General features: G+C 52.6%; 16 protein-coding genes and 3 tRNA genes. 9 read left to right on the forward strand and 10 right to left on the reverse strand.

What is annotated here, in order from left to right:
- Window positions 1-27: 27 nt before the first annotated feature.
- The 3 genes from queF (at window position 28) to xni (ending at window position 3,323) form a co-directional block, all read left to right on the forward strand.
- Entirely contained in the window at window positions 28-879 is an 852-nt protein-coding gene (queF, locus tag ACZRKO_RS15460) for an NADPH-dependent 7-cyano-7-deazaguanine reductase QueF (protein ID WP_463738156.1), read from the forward strand.
- Between the two features lie 244 nt (window positions 880-1,123).
- Window positions 1,124-2,488, forward strand: coding sequence for a nucleotide 5'-monophosphate nucleosidase PpnN (gene ppnN / locus ACZRKO_RS15465; RefSeq protein WP_463738157.1), 1,365 nt, complete (start codon window positions 1,124-1,126; stop codon window positions 2,486-2,488).
- Window positions 2,489-2,570: 82 nt separating this feature from the next.
- Window positions 2,571-3,323 (forward strand): flap endonuclease Xni, encoded by a 753-nt coding sequence (gene xni / locus ACZRKO_RS15470; RefSeq protein ID WP_463738158.1) that lies wholly within the window; start codon window positions 2,571-2,573, stop codon window positions 3,321-3,323.
- A gap of 85 nt (window positions 3,324-3,408) precedes the next feature.
- Here the strand turns inward: xni and rlmM are convergent, their stop codons facing one another.
- The 4 genes from rlmM to ACZRKO_RS15490 form a co-directional block, all read right to left on the reverse strand.
- Window positions 3,409-4,509: a 23S rRNA (cytidine(2498)-2'-O)-methyltransferase RlmM gene (gene rlmM / locus ACZRKO_RS15475; protein ID WP_463738159.1), complete on the reverse strand. Its 1,101-nt coding sequence runs from the start codon at window positions 4,507-4,509 to the stop codon at window positions 3,409-3,411.
- Window positions 4,502-4,897: a DUF423 domain-containing protein gene (locus ACZRKO_RS15480; RefSeq protein ID WP_463738160.1), complete on the reverse strand. Its 396-nt coding sequence runs from the start codon at window positions 4,895-4,897 to the stop codon at window positions 4,502-4,504. Before ACZRKO_RS15480 ends, rlmM begins: the two co-directional genes overlap by 8 nt.
- Window positions 4,898-4,982: 85 nt before the next feature.
- Window positions 4,983-5,903 (reverse strand): transcriptional regulator GcvA, encoded by a 921-nt coding sequence (locus ACZRKO_RS15485; protein ID WP_463738161.1) that lies wholly within the window; start codon window positions 5,901-5,903, stop codon window positions 4,983-4,985.
- Between the two features lie 468 nt (window positions 5,904-6,371).
- Window positions 6,372-6,593: a YgdI/YgdR family lipoprotein gene (locus ACZRKO_RS15490; RefSeq protein WP_463738512.1), complete on the reverse strand. Its 222-nt coding sequence runs from the start codon at window positions 6,591-6,593 to the stop codon at window positions 6,372-6,374.
- Between the two features lie 192 nt (window positions 6,594-6,785).
- Between ACZRKO_RS15490 and csdA the strand changes: the two genes are divergently transcribed.
- Together csdA and csdE are read left to right on the forward strand one after the other, a co-directional pair.
- On the forward strand, window positions 6,786-7,991 hold the full coding sequence (gene csdA, locus ACZRKO_RS15495) for a cysteine desulfurase CsdA (RefSeq protein ID WP_463738162.1): 1,206 nt from the start codon (window positions 6,786-6,788) through the stop codon (window positions 7,989-7,991).
- Window positions 7,992-8,015: 24 nt separating this feature from the next.
- The gene (gene csdE, locus ACZRKO_RS15500) at window positions 8,016-8,450 is read left to right on the forward strand and encodes a cysteine desulfurase sulfur acceptor subunit CsdE (protein ID WP_463738163.1); all 435 of its coding nucleotides are present in this window, start codon (window positions 8,016-8,018) and stop codon (window positions 8,448-8,450) included.
- Window positions 8,451-8,461: 11 nt separating this feature from the next.
- Here the strand turns inward: csdE and tcdA are convergent, their stop codons facing one another.
- Window positions 8,462-9,277 (reverse strand): tRNA cyclic N6-threonylcarbamoyladenosine(37) synthase TcdA, encoded by an 816-nt coding sequence (tcdA, locus tag ACZRKO_RS15505; protein ID WP_463738164.1) that lies wholly within the window; start codon window positions 9,275-9,277, stop codon window positions 8,462-8,464.
- A gap of 108 nt (window positions 9,278-9,385) precedes the next feature.
- Entirely contained in the window at window positions 9,386-10,570 is a 1,185-nt protein-coding gene (gene mltA / locus ACZRKO_RS15510) for a murein transglycosylase A (RefSeq protein ID WP_463738165.1), read from the reverse strand.
- Between the two features lie 221 nt (window positions 10,571-10,791).
- Between mltA and ACZRKO_RS15515 the strand changes: the two genes are divergently transcribed.
- The 3 genes from ACZRKO_RS15515 (at window position 10,792) to ACZRKO_RS15525 (ending at window position 11,143) form a co-directional block, all read left to right on the forward strand.
- Window positions 10,792-10,868 (forward strand) — tRNA-Met (locus tag ACZRKO_RS15515).
- Between the two features lie 70 nt (window positions 10,869-10,938).
- A tRNA-Met gene (locus ACZRKO_RS15520) sits at window positions 10,939-11,015 on the forward strand.
- A gap of 51 nt (window positions 11,016-11,066) precedes the next feature.
- Window positions 11,067-11,143, forward strand: a tRNA-Met gene (locus ACZRKO_RS15525).
- Between the two features lie 121 nt (window positions 11,144-11,264).
- Here the strand turns inward: ACZRKO_RS15525 and amiC are convergent.
- Window positions 11,265-12,515 (reverse strand): N-acetylmuramoyl-L-alanine amidase AmiC, encoded by a 1,251-nt coding sequence (gene amiC / locus ACZRKO_RS15530; RefSeq protein WP_463738166.1) that lies wholly within the window; start codon window positions 12,513-12,515, stop codon window positions 11,265-11,267.
- A 265-nt stretch (window positions 12,516-12,780) separates the two neighbouring features.
- Here amiC and argA point away from each other — a divergent pair, with 265 nt between their 5' ends.
- The gene (argA, locus tag ACZRKO_RS15535) at window positions 12,781-14,106 is read left to right on the forward strand and encodes an amino-acid N-acetyltransferase (RefSeq protein ID WP_463738167.1); all 1,326 of its coding nucleotides are present in this window, start codon (window positions 12,781-12,783) and stop codon (window positions 14,104-14,106) included.
- A gap of 81 nt (window positions 14,107-14,187) precedes the next feature.
- Here the strand turns inward: argA and recD are convergent, their stop codons facing one another.
- From recD to ptrA, 3 genes are read right to left on the reverse strand one after another with little or no spacing between them, the layout of a single operon-like run.
- Complete coding sequence (gene recD, locus ACZRKO_RS15540; protein ID WP_463738168.1) at window positions 14,188-16,068, reverse strand: exodeoxyribonuclease V subunit alpha; 1,881 nt, start codon at window positions 16,066-16,068, stop codon at window positions 14,188-14,190.
- The gene (recB, locus tag ACZRKO_RS15545; RefSeq protein ID WP_463738169.1) at window positions 16,065-19,646 is read right to left on the reverse strand and encodes an exodeoxyribonuclease V subunit beta; all 3,582 of its coding nucleotides are present in this window, start codon (window positions 19,644-19,646) and stop codon (window positions 16,065-16,067) included. Before recB ends, recD begins: the two co-directional genes overlap by 4 nt.
- Window positions 19,646-22,531, reverse strand: coding sequence for a pitrilysin (gene ptrA / locus ACZRKO_RS15550; RefSeq protein WP_463738170.1), 2,886 nt, complete (start codon window positions 22,529-22,531; stop codon window positions 19,646-19,648). Before ptrA ends, recB begins: the two co-directional genes overlap by 1 nt.
- Window positions 22,532-22,564: the final 33 nt, after the last annotated feature.

The raw sequence follows: 22,564 nt of genomic DNA on the forward strand, positions 1-22,564 counted from the left end.
ACCCAGAACTTAGACCAAGGTGACAGCATGTCCTCATATCAGGATAACCCGGCCCTCTCTCAACTGACATTGGGCAAACCGACGCCGTACCGCGATCAGTATGACGCCTCCTTATTACAGGCCGTTCCGCGCAGTATGAACCGCGAACCATTGGGCCTTTATCCAGACGCGCTGCCCTTTCATGGCGCAGATATCTGGACGCTCTATGAACTCTCCTGGCTCAATGCCAAAGGTCTGCCCCAGGTAGCCGTGGGTGAAATCAGCCTGACTGCAGACAGCATCAATCTGATCGAATCAAAAAGCTTCAAGCTCTACCTCAACAGCTTCAATCAAACCAAATTCGACAACTGGGAAAGCGTTCTGTCCACGCTGACGCGTGACCTCAGCCACTGTGCCAAAGGGGATGTGACCGTCAGCCTGAGCCGCTTAAAGGACGTAGAAGGCAGCGCAATTGGCCGTTTTGACGGCGAATGCATCGACGATCAAGACATCGAAATCGAAAACTATGAATTCAGTACTGACTATCTGGCTGATGCCGCAGGTGATGGAGATGAAACAGTAGAAGAGTCGCTAGTGAGTCACCTGCTGAAATCCAACTGCTTGATCACGCACCAGCCAGACTGGGGCTCGGTGCAAATCCAGTACCGTGGTCCGAAAATAGATCGCGAAGCACTGCTGCGTTATCTGGTCTCTTTCCGTAACCATAATGAATTCCACGAACAATGCGTCGAGCGTATCTTTAATGACATCCTGACATTCTGCGCGCCTCAGGCGCTGGCCGTCTACGCCCGCTATACCCGCCGCGGTGGTCTGGATATCAATCCATGGCGATCCAACGTCCCGTTTACACCTGCAACGGCAAGACTTGTCAGGCAATAATGCGAGACGTTGCTCAAGAACTGAGCTAACAGTCAGCAACGGTTGGTAAAAGCGACAGGACAGGGTTACTGTTAATTCAGAAGCGACACTGCCGGGCATCAGCCTCGGCAGAGATACCTTCAAAATCAATCAATTATTTCTGCCAACAGGATCCGGCACACCGCAAAAAGCGCGATCCCAAAAATCATGTGCAGCCTTTCGCCGGCAGGAATAAACGTCGCCCAATGGGTGTAAAGGAGCAACTTTGATTACACATATCAGCCCGCTTGGCTCAATGGATCTGTTGTCGCAGTTGGAAGTTGACATGCTCAAGCGCACCGCGAGCAGTGACTTATACCGCCTGTTTCGTAACTGCTCATTAGCCGTGCTCAACAGTGGTAGCCAGACAGACAGCAGCAAAGAGCTGCTCGACCGCTACGAAAGCTTTGACATCAATGTGTTACGACGTGAACGTGGTGTGAAACTTGAACTGGTTAATCCGCCGGAAGATGCCTTCGTCGATGGCCGTATTATCCGCTCTTTGCAGGCTAATTTGTTTGCCGTGCTGCGTGACATTTTGTTTGTTAATGCGCAAATCTCCAGTAACAGCCGCTTTGAGAATTTCAATAGTGAAAACTCGGCGCACCTGACCAATATGGTCTTCTCCATTCTGCGTAACGCCCGCGCACTGCATCTGGATGAAGATCCGAATATGGTCGTGTGTTGGGGTGGCCATTCCATTAATGAAGTGGAATATCAGTATGCCCGTAACGTTGGCAGTCAGCTGGGCCTGCGTGAACTGAACATCTGTACCGGTTGTGGCCCAGGAGCGATGGAAGCCCCGATGAAAGGTGCCGCGGTGGGCCATGCGCAGCAGCGCTACAAACTCGGCCGTTTCATTGGCATGACTGAACCTTCCATCATCGCGGCCGAACCGCCAAATCCGCTGGTGAATGAACTGATCATCATGCCGGATATTGAAAAACGCCTTGAAGCCTTTGTCCGCATCGCTCACGGGATCATTATCTTCCCGGGTGGCGTGGGTACCGCAGAAGAGTTGCTCTACCTGCTGGGGATTTTGATGAATCCGGAGAACAGCGATCAGGTTCTGCCACTGATCCTGACCGGCCCGAAAGAGAGCGCTGATTACTTCACCGTTCTCGACGCCTTCATTAAAGACACCCTTGGCGAAGAAGCCCGCAAGCATTACACCATCATCATTGATGACCCGACCGAAGTCGCCCGTCAGATGAAACGCGCAATGCCGCTGGTGAAAGAGAACCGCCGCAACAGCGGAGATGCGTACAGCTTCAACTGGTCTATCCGCATCGCTCCAGATCTGCAGATGCCGTTTGAGCCAAACCACGACAATATGGCCGCACTGAACCTTTACCCTGACCAACCGCCGGAAGAGTTAGCTGCTGCCCTGCGCCGCGCCTTCTCAGGTATTGTGGCCGGTAACGTGAAAGAGTTTGGTATCCAGGAAATCGAAAAACACGGGCGATTTAAGCTGCACGGCGACCCGGCGTTAATGAAGAAAATGGACAGCCTGTTGCAGGGATTTGTCGCCCAGCACCGCATGAAATTGCCGGGCAGCGCCTACATTCCTTGTTATGAAATATGTGCCTGATAATCAGGCTACGTGATCTCTGAAAGGCTTGATACAGGGCGACGCAAATGTCGCCCTGTTTATTGATGGAAGCGACCTCACCATGCCTATACATCTGCTCATTATTGACGCTCTGAATCTCATCCGCCGCATTCATGCTGTTCAAGGCTCACCCTGCTTGCTGTCATGCCAGAATGCCGTCGGACAGTTGATCCAACACGTTCAGCCAACCCATGCCGTCGCGGTATTTGACGAAGATGACCGCGACAACAGTTGGCGTCATCAATGCCTGCCCGACTACAAAGCCGGGCGCTCACCGATGCCCGACAATCTATTTGCTGAAATGGCGAGCCTGAAAGAGGGTTTTGTCGCGCTTGGTGTCGCTTGCTGGCACTCGCCAGGCAGTGAAGCCGACGATCTGGCGGCGACGCTGACCGCCAAAGTCGCAGGTAGCGGACATCAGGTAACGATCGTATCGACCGATAAAGGCTACTGTCAGTTACTGGCACCCAACGTACAAATTCGTGATTACTTCCAAAAACGCTGGCTGGATATGCCTTTTGTACGCGATACCTTTGGCGTGTTGCCGCAACAACTAACGGATTACTGGGGGCTGGCGGGGATCAGCAGCAGTAAAATCCCGGGAGTGCCGGGCATTGGCCCGAAAACGGCAGTGACACTTCTGACTGAGGCTGGAACGCTGGATGCACTGTATGAAAATCTGGAAGCTGTACTCGAAAAGTGGCAGGCTAAATTAGCTGAGCACCGGGATCTGGCTTATGCCTGCAAGCGGGTTTCAACGCTGCAAACCGATCTTCCCCTCAGCGGAAACCTGCAACAATTGCGGCTGCCTTAATAGTTATGGGGCAATAAAAAACGCCGGGCTTTGACAGCACCGGCGTTTTTACTTTTACCTGAAGAAAAGTCAGATCACGACGCGATTAACGCTCGTCGCGACGCCCGCCGACAGTGGCCCAGAAGCGACGCACGTGAACGGTAACTTCTTCACGGTCGTGATAAAGCTGCTTGGCAAAAATCTCAGCGTGAATATTATTTTCTTCCAGACGCTCTCTGATGCGCTCAAGAATATTCGTCACTTCCTCATAACGCTTTTTCATTGGCAATTTCAGGTTAAAAATCGCTTCGCGGCACCAGCCGTTGACCAGCCAATCGCACATTAACGCCGCCACTTTCGCTGGCTTCTCTACGATGTCACAGACCAGCCAGTAGTTTTTAGTACTGGTCGATTTGTAGCGGAAACCGTCTTCGCGCAGGTGAATAACCTGTCCTGTGTTCATCAGGCTCGGAGCCATAGGGCCGTTATCAATCGCAGTCACCATCATGCTGCGTTGTACCAGCTGATAGGTCCAGCCCCCCGGACATGCGCCCAGATCCACCGCATACATGCCACTCGCCAGACGCTCTTCCCACTCATCGGCAGGAATAAACACGTGGAACGCCTCTTCCAGCTTCAGCGTCGAACGGCTTGGTGCCTCTGACGGGAACTTGAGACGCGGAATGCCCATATAGAATTTCGAGTTGTTATTGCTGTACGAATAGCCCACATAGCAGCAACCGGACGCGATAAAGAACACATGCACCACGGGGCGCAGCGGATTTTCACGCTTGCCGAGGATCCGTTGCTCACGCATGGCAGAACGCAGCGGAACAGTCAGCTTACGGCAGAACTTGGTCAGCTCTTTGCTTTCGTTAGTGTCCGGCATTTCGACGCGCAGTTCGCCGCCGTTGGTTATCACACCGTGCAGCATGCCCACAATCGGCGATACGCGGTCTTCCGGAGGTAAATCTTTCAGCAACTCACCGACGACAATCAGCTGACGGGCAAAAATCAGCTCACGGAAAGGGATCTCTTTCGCCAGACGATCAGCGTCTTCAGGCTGGTAACACTCAAACAGCACATAACCGCTGTCTTCTTTGACGCGGGCAAAACCGAAGATTTCCATCTTCGCGGCTTTGGCCGTAATTTCTGCAGCACACTCTTTTTCAAAACCCGAGCGGCAATAGAGAGCAACTTTATTCATGGCGTTCTGCCTTTTTGTTCAGACGCAAAGCGCCGGTCAACATCAATATCCAGCCGATCAGGAAGAAGATCCCACCCACCGGCGTAATAAATACAAACAGTCTGAGGTGCGACAGCGCCAGACAGTAAAGGCTGCCGCTAAATAACACCGTGCCAAGCGCCAAACAGGCGCTGCTCCAGTAAAACCATACATTGCGCTGACGTTGCATCGCCACGCCCAGCACCAGGATCGCCAGTGTATGCACGCTCTGGTAGGTTAAACCGGTTTGGATCCAGGCCAATTCAGCCTGACCCAGGGAATTTTTCAGTACGTGGGCACCGAAAGCGCCAAAGGCAACATAGATAAAGCCGCTGATGGCGGCGAAGATCAACATTGAACGACTGGTCATGGGGTATTACCTATTATCGTTGTTGATTGATGGACCACCCGTAGAGGGCAGGCCAGCAATATAATCGACGAAACGTTTATCAGGCTCAGGCCTGATCGTAACGAAAGCGCAGCTTCTCCTGCTCGCTGGCTGCGCGGGCAAGGATCCACTGACGAAAGGCGGCTATTTTACCCAGTTCTGCCTGACTGTCATGACAAACCAGATAAAAAGCATTTTTACTGATCAAGACTTCGTTGAACGGACAGACCAGCCGCCCCGCTTCAATCTCAGTTTGTGCCATAACATTGTTCGCCAACGCCACACCCTGTCCGTGAACGGCAGCCTGAACCACCATCGCACTGTGGCTGAAAATCGGTCCCTGCTGCACATTGATATGCTGTAAACCCAGCTGCTTGGTATAAGCCAGCCAGTCACGGCGGGACGCATCGTGCAACAAAGTATGGTTGGCTAAATCCTCAGGCACTTTCAGCGGCTTATCACCCATCAGCAATGAAGGTGAACAGACCGGCAACAAATATTCGGCATATAAACGTTCGGCACGCAGGCCGGGCCAGTTACCGCGACCATGGAAAATCGCCACATCTACATCGTCAGCCAGTTTATCTTCTTCCCGGTCCACCGCCTGGATACGCACGTCGATCCCCGGATAAGCTGAGTTAAAGCCAGAAAGTCTCGGCACCAGCCACTGAATGGCAAAGCTTGGCGGCAAACTGACGGTCAGCGCACCTTTGGCACTTCGCGCCTGCAGCTTACGCGTGGCTTCATTGAGCGAAGAGAATATCTCTTTGATATCCAAATAATAACTCTGACCTTCTTCGGTCAGTAACAGAGAACGGTTACGCCGGCGAAACAACTTGAGGCCTAAAAAGTCCTCAAGTGACTTAATCTGGTGGCTTACTGCCGCCTGTGTGACAAAAAGTTCCTCAGCCGCTTTAGTAAAACTAAGGTGGCGCGCTGCGGCGTCAAAAACGCGCAGGGAATTAAGAGGGGGTAAACGTTTTGACATGGAATGGATACTTATTATTCGCCGGCGAGCAAAGTGCTTAGCCGTGGGTTTTACTATTAGTTTTTTTAATCCGAGACATTATAAATTGTCCGTTGAGGATGTACAGGCAAAAACCTATAGTGGCGCCACTTCCTGGGCCGGAACGAAAAGTAGTTTGGTATGAGGATGCTGAAATGCTTTTGGCTTGTGGTTGTGATGTTGTGTTTGCATTGTCCGGCAATCCGGACACGTAGCTTGAATGCTACAAACTTTTCACTTCCTGTACATTACCCTGTCTGTCCAAAGTGATTTTTTAGCACCGCATTTTGCGGTGCTTTTTTTTGCCTGTCACATTGTTTACTGGACTGTAACAAATTTTTGGGCAAAACAGGTTCTCATACTGTGACAAAACCGGCAGCATCGCAAGATGGCCGGTTTTGTTAATGCTAGTAAAGAGCGCTTCCCGCAAGGGAAGTCGCGGCTTAAGGATTAGTTACCTTTAGCCATCTCTTTAACTTCAGATTTATTGATCTGCTGTTTATTGCCATACGCATCGGTATAACTGATCATACCGGTATCACTGTCTGTGCTTGGCTTACCTTCAGCAACGATCGTGCGTCCATCATTAGTGTGCATGACATAGTTGCTTGAACACGCAGCAAGAGTACAGGTCAGCAGTACAGCTGAAACTACGGCGGCGATCTTCTTCATCATAGACTCCTTGTAGATTAAAATGCTTTGATTGCCAGATAATGGATCTGGCTAATTCTTCTGGTCTTCGTAATTCAGCATAACAAGCTTCTGATATATTTCCACGGTAACCATTCCTAAAATGAATATATCTTGCCTGCCGATAAGGGAAAATTTCATGTTTGCCTGCTTTTCCAACCGAGCTGAACGCATATGACTGATTTTGACTTCGCCAGTTTTCGACTGCAATTTCCTGCACTTACGCAGGAGCAAAGCTATCTTGATAGCGCAGCGACGGCGCTGAAGCCCAAGAAAGTGATTGATGCAACTCTTGAGTTTTACTCACAGGAGGGTGCCACCGTTCACCGCAGTCAGTATCAGGCAGCGCAATCTTTAACCGAAAGATATGAGAAGGCGCGCGCGCGCGTGGCTAAACTGATCAACGCTCCGCGGGCAGAAAATATCGTCTGGACCCGTGGAACGACCGAATCCATAAATCTGGTTGCGCAAAGCTATCTGTCAACACAGCTGCAACCGGGTGATGAAATCATCGTCAGTCAGGCTGAGCACCATGCCAATCTGATCCCGTGGCTGATGGTAGCGGAGCGTTGTCAGTCAAAAGTGATCACCCTGCCGCTGGATGCACAGTTTTCACCCGATCTGAGCCTGTTACCCTCGCTGCTTAATGAGAGAACGCGGCTGCTGGCTCTCACTCAGATGTCGAATGTGACCGGCGGTATGCCGGACCTGCCGCGCGCCATTGCGCTGGCCCATGCCAATGGCACACCCGTCTTGGTGGATGGCGCACAGGGCGTCGTCCATTGCCCCGCAGATGTGCAGGCGCTGGATATCGATTTCTATGCTTTTTCCGCGCATAAACTCTATGGCCCGACGGGCATTGGCGTGCTTTATGGCAAAATGGCGCTGCTTGAGGCGATGCCCGCCTGGCAGGGTGGTGGAAAAATGCTGACGCAGGCTTCCATGAAAGACTTTACCCCGCAGGAAGTGCCTTATCGTTTTGAAGCAGGCACGCCAAACATCGCCGGAGTCATTGGGCTGGATGCTGCCCTTGAATGGCTTGAAGCAACGGATAGAGCCGCAGGTGAAAGATACGCCCAACATCTGGCAGCGCTGGCCGAACAGCAACTGGCCCAGTTGCCGGGTTTTCGCAGTTTCCGGTGTCAGAATGCTTCCATACTGGCTTTTGATATCGCAGGCGCGCATCACAGCGATATTGTAACGTTACTTGCCGGACAAGGCATCGCGTTACGCGCCGGGCAGCATTGTGCTCAACCGCTGATGGAGGCAATGGGCGTCAGTGGTACATTGCGTGTCTCTTTCGCGCCGTATAACACAGCAGATGATGTCTATCGTCTGGTAAAAGCGGTGAAATTCGCCTTAGAACTTCTGGCCGATTAACGCTCCGTCACACAGAGAAATCTTATGTTAGCGCCTCATCCTTTTGGACATGAAATCACCGAACAATCACTGATTGATAACTTTTCTAGCCTTCGTCAGTGGGAAGATCGCTACCGTCAGTTGATCCTGCTGGCTAAAAAAGTTCCTGCTCTGGACAACAGTTTGAAAACGCCGGAAACCGAGCTGTCAGGCTGTGAGAACCGGGTATGGCTGGGGGCGCAACGGCAGGAAAATGGCGGGATGCATTTTTATGGCGACAGCGAAGGCCGCATCGTCAAAGGGTTACTGGCGGTTTTACTCACGAAAGTGGAAGGTAAAACGCCGCAGGCGATACTGTCAGAAGACCCTCTGGCGCTGTTTGATACGCTGGGTTTGCGCGAACAACTCAGCACCAGCCGCGCCAGCGGGCTGGCCGCCTTGGCAGCCGGCATCAAGCAACTGGCACGCCGGGAGCTATAACTCATCTGAAATCAGGCAGCGGTTTGCTGCCGCTGTGCTTTCGCCATCATCTTCTTCAGTACATGTGAGACAGCTACGAAGCCAAAGGTGGCAGTAACCATCGTGGCCGCGCCAAAGCCCGTAGCACAATCCATACGTTTTGGACCTTCCGCTGTGGCGCGCGAGGCGCAAACCGAACCATCAGCCTGTGGATACATCAGTGGTTCACTGGAAAATACACAGTCAATTCCCAGCTTACCTTTACTGTTTTTCACCACGCCGAAATCGCTTTTCAAGCGCTCACGCAATTTTGCTGCCAGCGGATCCTGAATAGTCTTCGCCAGATCCACGACCGCAATTTGCGTCGGGTCAATCTGCCCGCCAGCACCACCCGTGGTCACCACCGGGATCTTGTAACGACGGCAATACGCCAGCAACGCGGCTTTTGGCCGTACGCTGTCGATGGCATCAATCACATAGCTGAAATTGTGATTGAGCATTTCAGCCACATTGTCCGGGGTAATAAAATCGTCAATGCAGGTGACATTACACTCCGGATTAATCGCCAGAATACGCTGCGCCATGACTTCGGTTTTCGCCTGTCCGACACTTTCCCGCAAAGCATGAATTTGCCGGTTGGTGTTCGTGACACAGACATCATCCATATCAATCAGCGTAATAGCGCCAATTCCGGTGCGCGCCAATGCTTCCGCCGCCCAGGAACCTACGCCGCCGATGCCGATAACGCAGACGTGCGCCTGCGAGAACAGCGCCAGCGCCTGCTGACCATAAAGGCGTGCGGTACCGCCAAAACGCTGTTGATAGGCATCGGAGTAAACTGCTGTCATGACGGGTTAACCTCTGTACTTGCTAATAAATTCAATGTAATCGTGCATAGTCGAAATAACAAAGCAGCCCGCAGGCTGCCTTGAGTGAAGCATTTTACCGCAATTATATTATTTCAACAGAAAAGATCCGCTGTTGCTGGTCGCGGCGGGAGCCAGAGCAGAAGTCGTGCCTGAAGATGTCCCGCTTGCCGCATTGTAGGCAGTGAACAGTGGCTTACCGTTTTGCGCAGACTTTAACACCCACACACGTCCATAATGATTGTAGAAACCGGCAGAGTGCCCGGCGTCAGGGCCAATCCCCTGGTACATATCAAAATGCTGTCCTTTAATTGCACCACCAACGTCCAGCGCTACCATCAGACGCATATGATATTTACCGGTGAACTTACCTCTATTATCCAGCTCAGGCACTTCGGCCAGCAAGGTCGTGCCTGCCGGGATCAGTGAACGGTCAGACGCTACTGAAGCCTTAGCAATCAGCGGAATACCGCTCGCGCCTCGCACAGGGGCGAAAGGCTCTGGCTTGAAGAACACGAAAGACGGGTTCTGCTCTAACAGTTCACGCACTTCCGCCGGGCTATGTGAATCTGCCCATTGGCGGATCGCCTGCATCGACATGTTCTCACGCGCGACTTCACCGCGGTCGATAAGCACCTTGCCGATACTGCGGTAAGCGTGGCCGTTTTTACCGGAATAACCGAAGAACGTGAGCGGGCGGCCATCGCCGTAATCGACATAGCCACTGCCCTGCACTTCCATCATGAAGTTATCCATCAGGGAATTGGTCCACGCCACCACATAATTATCACTCAATGCGCCAGAGTAGATAGAGGCGCGATCCGGCAGGCGGCCACGTTTTGGTGGCATCCGGTATAAAGGATATTGGAATTCGCCCTGTCGGGTATAACGGGCTTGCAACACTGGCGTGTAGTAGCCAGTAAGCTGCACGTTACCAAAATTGTCCGCCCCTTCCATCTGGTAGGCGCTAATACCGTACTGACTCAGTGTACGAGTGTCCGCGCCAGAACGGAGCCACTGCTGTACCGCGTCATAAGTGGAATTATTTTTACCATACAGGGCGGAGGATTTGTATTGCACCTGCGAAACCTGATTAGCGTAATCTTTGGCGTTAACCGGTTTGCCTGTGGCATTCGGCTCATTAACGTACTCAAGCGCATTGTCCAGTCGACCATCTTTATACTGCTGACCGCGATCGGTAGGTCGTGACGAACAACCTGCCAATACTGCGATGACCAGACCACTCAGCAGATATTTACTCCAACGTCCTTTCATTATTACCGCGCTCTCTTGCTTTCGGGGGAGACTACCGCCAAAACGATAACAAACGGGCTATAAGAAGGGAATTGGCATCAACGAAAATAATGGATTCCGTCAAACTCGTTGAAAAAAACAGCATACTGTATGAAAAGCAAGTAACCGGGTGGTTTATCACATTAATTTCGAAAAAAGGGTTGCACGAATTCTCATGCAGCGTATAGTTCGCCCTCATCGGACGCGGGGTGGAGCAGCCTGGTAGCTCGTCGGGCTCATAACCCGAAGGTCGTCGGTTCAAATCCGGCCCCCGCAACCAATTCGATACTGAATTAAAAGTACGATTGGAATGAAAGACTTACCGATGAAAGCAGTACTGTAGTGACGGACGCGGGGTGGAGCAGCCTGGTAGCTCGTCGGGCTCATAACCCGAAGGTCGTCGGTTCAAATCCGGCCTCCGCAACCAACAGCAGTATGGATGGGTAGTAAAAAGTAAGCAGTATATTGTAGTGACGGACGCGGGGTGGAGCAGCCTGGTAGCTCGTCGGGCTCATAACCCGAAGGTCGTCGGTTCAAATCCGGCCCCCGCAACCAACTACAAACAAGCAGTAAAAGCACATCAGACACCTTAACGGGTGTTTTTTTGTTTCCAGTGTCTGCAAAATTGAGTTTCTAAAGGCCAGCCCCCGTTTTGGAAACCAGCCCCATCTACTCATTACCCTCTTGCTGACATTCCGCCCTGAGCGAAATAAGCCTTAATGCCTGCCAGTATCGACTCGGCTACTTTCTGCTGAAAGTGACTGGTTTTCAGTTTGCGCTCCTCTTCTACATTACTGATAAACGCCGTCTCGACCAGAATGGACGGAATATCAGGTGCTTTCAGCACGGCAAACCCGGCCTGATCCACTTTGTTTTTATGCAGATGATTTATCTTGCCCATGCGTGACAGCACTTCTTTACCAAATTTGAGACTGTCGTTGATGGTCGCGGTCTGTACCAGATCAAACATCGTGTGGTCGAGATAACGGTCTCCACTTTTGCCGACCCCGCCAATCTGGTCAGATTCATTCTGAGTTTGTGCTAAAAACCGGGCTGCGGAGCTGGTCGCGCCTTTGGTTGAGAGAGCAAACACTGAAGATCCCCGTGCAGCGCGGCTGGTAAAAGCATCTGCATGAATAGAAACAAACAGATCCGCATGTAATTTCCGCGCTTTGGCCACCCGCACTTTCAACGGAATAAACACATCTTCGTTGCGCGTCATATGCACTTTCATATTCGGCTCGCGCTGAATGAGCTTTTGTAATTTGCGGGCAATTTGCAGCACGATGTCTTTTTCACGTGTCTTATATTTACCAATCGCGCCCGGATCTTCCCCGCCATGCCCCGGATCAAGCATGATCACCAGCGGTCTTTCGCGCCCAGCCTTGCCGTCTTTGGCCGTTTCCGGTGGCAACGTGCGGGCCACATCGCCTTTATTGTAATCTTCCAGCAGTGCCAGCAACGGATCATCATCCGTACTCGCTGCGCCTTCCGCCGGATAGAGATCGACCACCAACCGGTTGTGAATGCCTGCGACTGGTTTGAGAGTGAATACATGCGGATTAATCGGCTGTTTGAGCTCCATCACCAGACGCACGGTTTTCGGGTCAAACTGCCCCACTCTCGCCTGCTTAATAAAAGGATCACTTTGCTGGATCTGCTTATCCAGTCCCTTGAGCACGCTGTTGAGATGCACGCCTTCGATATCAATCACGACGCGATGGGGATTAGTGAGAAGGAACTGTTTGTATTTCAACGGAGTGCTGGATTCCAGCGTAAGGCGGGTATAGGAAGTGGCGGGCCACACGCGCACCGCCACGACCTGTGAACTGGCGGCGAAACCGACCCGGCTGACGCTTAACATCCATGTCGCGGCCACGCTTTGTAAAAGCCGTCTTCGGCCAAAATTGTGATTTTCGTCAGTCATGCAGTCTCAGAGATAAAATATAAAGGCTCAAAAAAAAGCTCAAAACAGAGTATAAAAAGAGGAAAATGGCCTTTTTCAGGCTCAATCAGAAAATTCTAACCAATCGATCCCTTCATGTCATTCATAAACCGGCGGCAGATTTTTCAGTGCTGTAGATGAGGCGTTGAAGGAGTAAGAACAAAAACAGAGATTTCTTACTTGCCACACCGACATAAAAGAATAAAAATACAGAAATTACGAATAAAAATTCAAATGAGGTTTTGCCGTGAAGGAACGAAGTACTGAACTGGTCCAGGGGTTTCGCCACTCCGTTCCCTACATCAATGCGCACCGTGGCAAAACGTTTGTTGTCATGCTGGGTGGTGAAGCCATTGAACATGAGAACTTTACCAACATCGTCAACGATATCGGCCTGCTGCATAGTCTGGGGATCCGCCTGGTCGTGGTTTATGGCGCCCGTCCGCAAATCGATGAAAATCTTGCGGAGCATAATTATGAGCCCCTCTACCATAAAAATACCCGCGTCACCGATGCCCGAACCCTGGAACTGGTGAAGCAAGCCGCCGGTCTGTTGCAGCTCGATATCACCGCTCGCTTGTCGATGAGCCTGAATAATACGCCACTTCAGGGCGCGCACATTAATGTGGTCAGCGGCAACTTCATCATTGCTCAGCCTCTGGGCGTTGATGATGGTATTGATTACTGCCACACCGGCCGTATCCGCCGCATTGATGAAGAAGCCATCCACCGCCAGCTCGACAGCAATGCCATTGTATTGTTGGGCCCGGTTGCGGTATCCGTCACCGGCGAGAGCTTCAATCTCACCTCCGAAGAGGTCGCCACGCAGCTGGCGATTAAACTGAAAGCGGAGAAAATGATCGGCTTCTGCTCGTCACAGGGCGTGATTGATGAAGACGATAAGATCATCTCAGAGCTGTTCCCCAATGATGCTCAGGTGCGTATCGAGACCATGGAAGCCAGCGGTGACTATCAGTCAGGTACTGTGCGTTTCCTGCGTGGCGCCGTCAAAGCCTGCCGCAGCGGCGTGCGCCGCAGCCACCTCATCAGCTATCAGGAAGATGGTGCACTGGTTCAGGAACTGTTTTCCCGTGACGGTATCGGTACACAGATCGTGATGGAGAGCGCCGAGCAGGTGCGCCGCGCCACCATCAATGACATTGGTGGCATACTCGAACTGATCCGCCCTCTCGAGCAGCAGGGCATTCTGGTTCGCCGTTCACGCGAACAGCTGGAGATGGAGATCGACAAATTTACGATTATTGAACGCGACAACCTGACCATCGCCTGCGCCGCACTCTATCCGTTCCCCGAAGAACGCATTGGCGAAATGGCCTGCGTGGCGGTTCATCCGGATTATCGCAGTTCATCTCGCGGTGAAATGTTGCTAAAACGTGTTGCCAGTCAGGCCAAGCAGATGGGGCTGGATCGCCTGTTCGTGCTCACCACACGCAGCATTCACTGGTTCCAGGAGCGCGGGTTCAAACCGGCCGAAGTTGATGTTCTGCCGGTTCAGAAACAGGAAATGTATAACTATCAGCGCCGTTCCAAAATTCTGCTGACGGAACTCTGAACCGCTAATTTTCGAGCCATAAACAATAACGGGACGCTTTAAGCGTCCCGTTCTATTTTGCGCGTCATCAATAACTAAAGATTATTCCTGACCGCTTAACCTTTGCGTCAGTCCGCTGCGCCGCTGCGTCCGCGTGCGGGTGGCGATGCTGAATACTTTCTCGCTGGCATAAAGTGAGAGTTTTGCCTTTGCGCGGGTAATGGCGGTGTAAACCAGTTCACGGGTCAGCACCGGCAGGAAATGGTTAGGCAGTACAAACAGCGTGTGCTCGAACTCGGAGCCCTGAGATTTATGCACCGTCATGGCATAAGCTGTTTCATGCGCCGGTAAGCGGCTGGGCTGTACCGATTTTAACTCACCGCCGGGTAACTGGAACCAGACCCTCAGTTCCCCCCCCATGTCCTGTAAGGCGATACCGATATCACCATTGAACAATCCCAATGCGCTGTCGTTACGGCTGATCATTACCGGGCGCCCCTCGTACCATTTACCCGCCAACGCTGCTGGCCTGCGAATGAGTCCTTTGCGGTTTAGCCGCTGTTCAATGCGCTCATTCAGCCCTTTCACACCAAACGGCCCTTCCCGCAACGCACAGAGTACTTGAAAACGTCCAAAGGCCGCCAAAATATGGTCTGCCGGATCGCCTTTAACCACGCCCTGCAAATAAGGCGTATACCCGCTGACACAGGCATCGAGCAAAGGCTGAAAATCTTCCGTTTCGTTCAGCGGATAGCCCGTCACATCGGGCAAACCTCTACCAAGAACTTCTGCCGCCGCCGCACTGTTACCTGCATTCACTGCCGAGGCGAGCAACCCTATGCCTGATCCCGCATCGAAACGATAGCTGCGCCGTAACAGGCAAAGGCTGTCGCGTACGCTGGCCGGGCCTGATGCCTGCGTCGGTTCCAGCTGACACCCTGTAAGATAACTCAACTGCGTCGCGCGTTCAGGGCTGTAACCCTGTTCGGCAAAACGGCAAATATCGCCCAGCACGGCACCGGCCTCAACGGATGCCAGCTGATCGCGGTCGCCAAGAAGTATCACCCGCGCCTGCTCCGGCAATGCTTCAATCAAACGGGCCATCATCGGCAGATCGACCATTGAAGCTTCATCGACCACCAGCACGTCGAGGTGCAGCGGGTTGCCGCGATGGTAACGCATACGCTGGCTGCCAGGCTGAGCGCCAAGTAAACGGTGAAGCGTCGAGGCTTCCGCCGGGAAAATCTCACGTTCTTCCGCACTGAGCGGAAGTCGCAGGCTGGCCTGACCGAGGGAGTCCGTCAAACGCGCCGCTGCTTTTCCTGTCGGAGCGGCCAGTTGAATACGCAATTTCTGTTCGGGATAAAGCTGAACCAGCGCCGCAAGCAGTTTGGCCACCGTGGTGGTTTTTCCCGTGCCCGGTCCTCCGGAAATCACGGAAATACGACGGGTGGCCGCCACTGCCGCCGCAACCTTCTGCCAGTCGATATCACTGCGGGGAGTCGCTTCACCAAACAAGGTATTCAGAATATCCCGGAGTCTGTCCTCATCAACGCTAAGCGATGAACCCGCTACTTCCTGAGTATTGAAGAAAACCGCCACTTCCCCTTCGCTTTGCCACATGCGTTGCAGATAGAGACGATTGTCCTGTAATACCAGCGGTGCCGGGGAGGTGCCGTTGCTGACTGCCGTCTGCTGATGCAGCAATGCCAGCCATTGTTGAGTATCCGGTGATCCGGCCGAATGCCATAGTGCGCTGGCCAGCGCCGGAAAACGGCCATCAAACAGCGTATTGGGTTGAAGTTGATCAAGATGAAGACACACGTGCCCGCCACCCGCCTCGGCGCTCAGACAGGCGGCAGCAAGCATAATGGCCGCTTGCTCGTTCTCCAAAACACTCTCAGCCGCAATCATGCGGGCGAACTGAACATCCAGTGGCCTTAATGCGCCGCAACTCTGCGCTTGCTCAAATAAGAGGTTCATAAGCTGTCCTCCACTGGCCTTATATTGTCTGGCATCGTTACATCCGCGACCGTATCCCCTTTAAATAAGCGGTCCAGGGTATCAACAAACGCCTCTGAAGGGCGGCGGCGAAAGACGCCATTACCCGGATGTTCTGTACTCATTCCGCGCAGGAAAAGATAGATAACACCGCCAAAATGCTGCTGATAATCATAACCCGCAACGCGGTGGCGTAAATAGCGATGCAGCGCCAACGTGTAGAGCTGATACTGCAAATCATAACGGTGTTCGGCCATGGCATTTTCCATGGCTGATTCCGTATAAGCGCTGCTGTCTTCGCCCAACCAGTTAGATTTGTAGTCGAGCAGGTAGTAGCGCCCATTCCAGTAAAAAACCAGATCGATAAACCCTTTCAACATCCCCTTAACCTGCTGGAAATTCAGCGGCGGGCAGAGCGCGGAGAGACTGTCGTAGCGTTTTACCACCGCATCCATCTGAGGAGCCTGCAACAGCCCATCAATTGGCAGATAAAACTGCAACTCTGACTGCAGTTTCTCACCGTCCAGCGCACTGAGTGTTAGCGCTGGTTCACCGAGGGGTGTTTGCAAAATAGTATCAATCCAGGTTTTCAGCACCGGCAGCCATGCCAAGTCCAGCCCCTGAGCGCTCAGTTTCTCAATCAGCCACTCATCGTCAACCGGTTGGTCGAAAGCGATCTCCTCAAAAATATTGTGCAGGAAAGTCCCCGGCGAAGCGCCACGAGGGAAAGTGTGCGCATTCATCTGCGGCTCTGCAGCCGGTTGCTGTTCACCTGCGGCCTCGACATCCAGTCTCGGCAGTAAATCCTGTGCCAGCGCCGTACCGTGCTGTTGCAGTCCTGAGTAGCTGGTGACCCGCCAGTTGTCCTGAATCTTTCGCTCAACCTGTCGTGCTGAGAGTGTTTTACTGATTTCAACAGGGGGTACCCATGGTGTCTGTTCGGGGGACTCAATGACTGAAAACACCACGTCATCACAACATAACGCCGATAAATACTGGCTCAGCACCTGCGAATCGGCCGCCTGAGACTGTTGTACCAGATAGCCCAATGCGCCGAGGTGCAAATCGGTGTTGCCTTGTTTTTTTCGCGTGCCCTGAATCAGCGGAGCAATCCCCACGCTACAGTGGTAAACAGAACGGGTCAGCGCAACGTACAGCAGGCGGAGATCTTCCGCCAAGCGCTCTTCTTCGGCCAGTATCTGGCTCTGCTCATCACTGTTGAGATCGAGCATGGCGGAAAACGTATCACGGTCGTGATACAGCCCCTGCTTTTGCTGGCGGAAGTTACTGATGAAAGGCAACCAGACCAGCGGATATTCCAGCCCTTTAGATTTATGGATCGTTACCACTTGAACCAGATGCCGGTCGCTTTCCAGACGCAACTGCTGGCTTTGTGATTGCCGGTCAGGGGCCGATATCTGCTGCGCTACCCAACGTACCAGTGCGTGCTCACTATCGAGCTGAACTGCGGCTTCCTGTAACAATTCTCCCAGATGCAGTAAATCCGTCAAACGCCGCTCTCCACCGGCGATCGCTAGCAGATTCTCTGCCAGATGCCGGTGACTGATTAATGACTTGAGCATCGGCAAAACCCCACGACGCATCCAGCGCTGCCGGTAGCCATCAAACTCATCGACCAGCGCATCCCAAGCGCGCTCATCGTTACTTAACCGGTCAAGCGTAAGGGCATCCAGCCCAATCACACCGGTGGCCATTGCACTGCGCAATGTACGTTCATGCTCAGGCGCCAGAACGGCTTGCAGGATCCATAAAATATCTTTCGCTTCTGCGGTATCAAACACGCTGTCGCGATTTGAAAGGTAGACCGAGGGAATATTCAGGCCACTTAATGCATCCCGTATCAACGCCGCTTCAGCACGGCTGCGGACCAGAACCGTGATATCCGACGCCTGCACCGGCTGACGCCCCTTGGCACTCACCAGCCATGCCTGCTGCTGCTGACCGGCATTCAGCCAGTCACGGATCTGCGCGGCACATTGACGTGCCATCAGTTGTTGGTGATCGCTGACTCCGACGCCTTCCCCCGGCTGCAGCCAGAAATGTAATGCAGGTTGCTTAACCCCGGAAAATTCAAAGGCCAGTTCAGCATTTTTAGGCGCTGGCGCAACGTGAATAAAGGGGATTTGGGAAAAAAGAAAAGGTGACTCCACCTGAGAAAACAGGTGGTTGACGCCCTGCACCATACTGAAGGACGAGCGCCAGTTAGTGTCCATTGTATAGTGGGCACTAACTTCAGAGCGGGCGCGCATATAGGTAAAAATATCCGCACCACGGAATGCATAAATCGCCTGTTTTGGGTCCCCGATCAGCAACAAACCGCACTGCGGCTGGTTAACATAAAGACGCTGGAAAATCCGGTATTGCTGAGGGTCCGTATCCTGAAACTCATCAATCATCGCCAGCGGGTAACGGCTGCGAATCGCCTGTGCCAACAGTTCTCCGCCCGGCTGATGTAACGCACCGTCGAGACGGCTGAGGAGATCGTCGAAACCCAGCTCCGCACGCTGACGCTTCTCTTTCTGAATGGTGAAACGTATCTCGCTCAGGGCGCGGGCGACAATCAGGTCGCGTAAACTCAGCGGCTCAGCATAGATTGCATCAACCGCCTCAAAAAGTGGATGTGCTGGCGGATCTCCTTTTTTTGTTTTCTCAAACAATACTGACTGGCGGAAACGTTCCAGTTCTTTTGGCAGGCTGTAATCTTCAGTTTCCTGCACAGTCCATTGCCCGACAGTTTCCAGCCACACCGGTAAAAAACGGGTGCTGTAACTGCGTTTATCGACCCCCGAGTCGGCGATAATGGCATTCAGATCTGCCGCGGCGGCACGCCACTGATTCTTGATACCGTCAATGCGACTGATGATCTGCTGATGTCGGATCTCTATCGTTTCATCATCGGCAGGGGGCTGGCGCAGCGTTGGCATTTCACCGTGCAGATAAGGCGCAAGATCGCTTAACAAGGCTTCCGGCCCGCTCCACTTTTGCGAGATAGCCCGCGCAATATCCAGCGGCAACGGATAACAATGACGACGCCAAAAGTCCGCGCAGGCCTGACGACGAAGCGGTAATTCATCCTGTACCAACGTTTGCTCAAACAGAATCCCCGACTCAAAGGCGTTATGGGTCAGCATCCGCTGGCAAAAACCGTGAATGGTGTAAATTGCAGCTTCGTCCATTTGCCTTTCGGCAGCCAGCAAGGTTTGCGCAGCAAAAGCCAAGTCATCAATTTGCGCCATCAGCGCCGTCATCATCGGGTTCTCGCTTTGCCCGCGTACACACGCCAGCCGCAGCTCATGAATATTGCCACGGATGCGCCCGCGTAATTCTTCGGTGGCCGCTTCGGTGAAGGTCACGACCAGAATCTCTTCCACCGTCAGGCTGCGGGGGAAAGCCGCCTCTTTACCCAGCCCGAGCAGCAGACGTAAATAAAGCACCGCCAGCGTGAATGTTTTTCCCGTTCCTGCCGAAGCCTCAATCAGTCTGGCACCGGTCAGGGGGAGCGTCAGAGGCTCAAGTTTCTGCGCAATAATATCTGCCATTATTGACTCACCCGATGGGGAAGTGTTTTTTGCACTGCAGAAGTGTCGGCATAGGTTTTGAAACCCGCAGGTGCTGCATATGCCGCTGGCTTAGCGTCGTTACCGGACACCTGAGACAACATTGCCAGCCCCTGCATTTTGATCACGCCCTTATGGAAGTAATCTGCCAGCTGGGTTTGCGTCAGTCCGCTAATGGCCGCGATCACTTTGTCACGCGTCCCGAAGTGGTTCTCACCCCGGCTGAAATCATTGGCGAAACGATCTGACTCTTCGTCCAGCGTTTGTGGCCGCTGCTGCATCTCGTTCATCAGCCCCTGTTTGTACTGGGCGAATTCATCATTTTTCATTTCACGCAGACGTTTTTCCGCCTGAGGATAAAACGCCAGATAGCGCTGATAGAGATAATCCGGTTGCTTACTGTTGCTTTGGAGCAGGAAGCCTATACCCCACTGCTTGCCGACCGGGATCGGGAATGCAAACACGGCATAACCCAACTGCTCCTGAGTGCGCAACTGACTGTAAAACCAGGGTTGAATGATCTGACCGAGCAGTGAACTGTAGGCCATGCTCTGGATTTCATCGTAGCCCGTCGGCACATAAACAGCGGCCAGCGCGCAATCCGTGCTGCTGCCCTGACGCTGGATATTAACCTTTTGTGGATGCCTGACTTCCACCTGACTACCGCGCCACCACTGAGAACCGTGAGCACCGATTTTATTCACGATCTCTTCAGACATAGCCTTAACTTGAGGCGACGTCATATTCCCGACGACCATAATCTCTACGGCAGCATCGTGGATCAGGCTTTCACGGTAGGCATTGACCTGCTCCAGTGTGATACCTGCAACCAGTTTTTCGCGCTCTTCCCGTTCGGTATAGGGCAGACGTGAAACCAGCTGCACCGGTTGCAATGCCAGCTCAAAGGCTTTGCCTTTATCCGCAGAGGCAAGGCGCTCGAGATACCATGACTTTGCCTGATCCAGCTGTTCCTGCGTCGGCCGGAAGTCAGGGTAACTGTCTACCAGTTTGCTCAGTAATACCGGCAGGCGTTCGGTAAAACCGCTGGCGGTGAACTGCAAACCATTATCCGGAGAAGTGGCAAAACTTATTCCACCGATGGACGCCTGATAACTCAGCTCATCAAATGCCACACCGGTCAGATAATCCGTCAATCCGTATAACACCTGATTTTTGGCGTTATTCAGGGCCTTGGCATTCCTGAATGACACAGTGACATTCGCTTTAGGTTCAGCGGAGAAATAACGGCTCGGCATGTAAAAGACCCTCAGCCCTTTTTTCTCTACGATCAGTTCGGGTTTGGTTGCAGTGCTGCCCTTATTTACCAGCGCCAGCGAGTCCGGGATATAGGGATTCAACGCAGGCAGAGTCAGGGCGATCTGTTGCTCATCGGCTTTCCACTGTTCAAATTTTTCGGCCGGCACTTTATCAATCTGATACTGAGCATTCACGAAATAGGCAACTTTGTTGTGCGGTTCGTCAGGCCCTATATACCAGAAACGTGCGTTTTGTAGAGTCAGCTCATCAAGGCGTGAGCTGATAGCGGCCGGATCAAACTGGTCGGTGAGGTAAGGTGAATCAAGAACATGCTCAACAGGGACACGCAGCATGGTATCCACCAGCCATTCAACATAATCCATATCGCGAGTCAGGGCCGGATAGCGGTAGTCCAGCGCCATAACATGCGAAATTTCATCAAAATAATCCTGCTTAATGCCCTGCTGACGTATTTCGGCCAAGTAGCTGAAGACTGCTGCAATGACTTTATCGCGCTGTGCCAGTCCTTTATCCGTCAACGAGACGGAGATGTTGAAGACCCCCTGATTACGGTCGACCATCGGGTCAGCGCCTGCGTTAATACCGTCAGCCAGCCCCTCTTTTTGCAGCCAGTCTGATAACGTGTTTGGACTGCGGTTGCCAATCAGATAACTGATATAGGTATCTGTTTTACTGCGAAAATCCGCGCTGTTGTTATCGATGGCAAACTCAATTCGCAACTGCTTACGGGGCTGTGCCGGAACATAATGAATGAACTCGCCTTTTTGCGCGTCTGTCAGGGTTGGTACAGTGATCGCTGGTACTTCAGCATTATGGTTACTGATTTTGCCGAAAGTATCAAAGGCCAACTGCGCCAGTTCCGGTAAAGGTTTATTGCTGTATATGACGGCAACCATCAGGTTGGCCGAGTAATAGCGGTGATAAAACGCCAGTAACTCATCGTGCAATTTACTGTTAGGTTTGTCTTTCAGAGTATCAAGATTACCGCCGGAATAGCGGGCACTAGGATGCGCAGGATTAAGGGTTTCCGCCCGCACCTGCGCCATTCTCATACCGTCGCGCGAACGCGCCATGGTCAGCTCGGCATTCACCGCATTGCGTTCCCGATCGGCATTGGTGGGGTCAAGAAGAGGTTCAGCGATAGCATCTGCCAGGCGATCGACAGCAGGTTGCAACGCATCATTCTCCACTTCAAGATAGAACGCCGTACGATAGGACGCAGTGCTGCCATTATGGCTGCCGCCATGTTTTTTGAGGAATTCAGAAAGGCTTTCAGGCTCCGGATATTTTTTGGACCCCATCAGCAACATATGTTCGGTGTAGTGTGCCAGCCCCAGTTGGGAGTCGGGATCTTCCAGGGAACCAACAGAAATCGCCAGCGCCGCTAACGACTTACTGGCCTCGCTGTCTGAGACCAACAATACCGTCAGTCCGTTAGCCAATTTTATTGCCTGATACTGACGAGGATCGTTCTGACTCTTATTGATGGCTTGTGAATACGGCTGCCAGTCAGTTGCGCACCACGCTGCGGGTACCAAAAAGACCGATAACAACAGTAACCCGTAAACACGGGTAAGCTGTTTTAACATTGCCACTCTCCCTCAATCAGATAAATTTGCACC

This window comes from Ewingella sp. C233 (assembly GCF_055407225.1).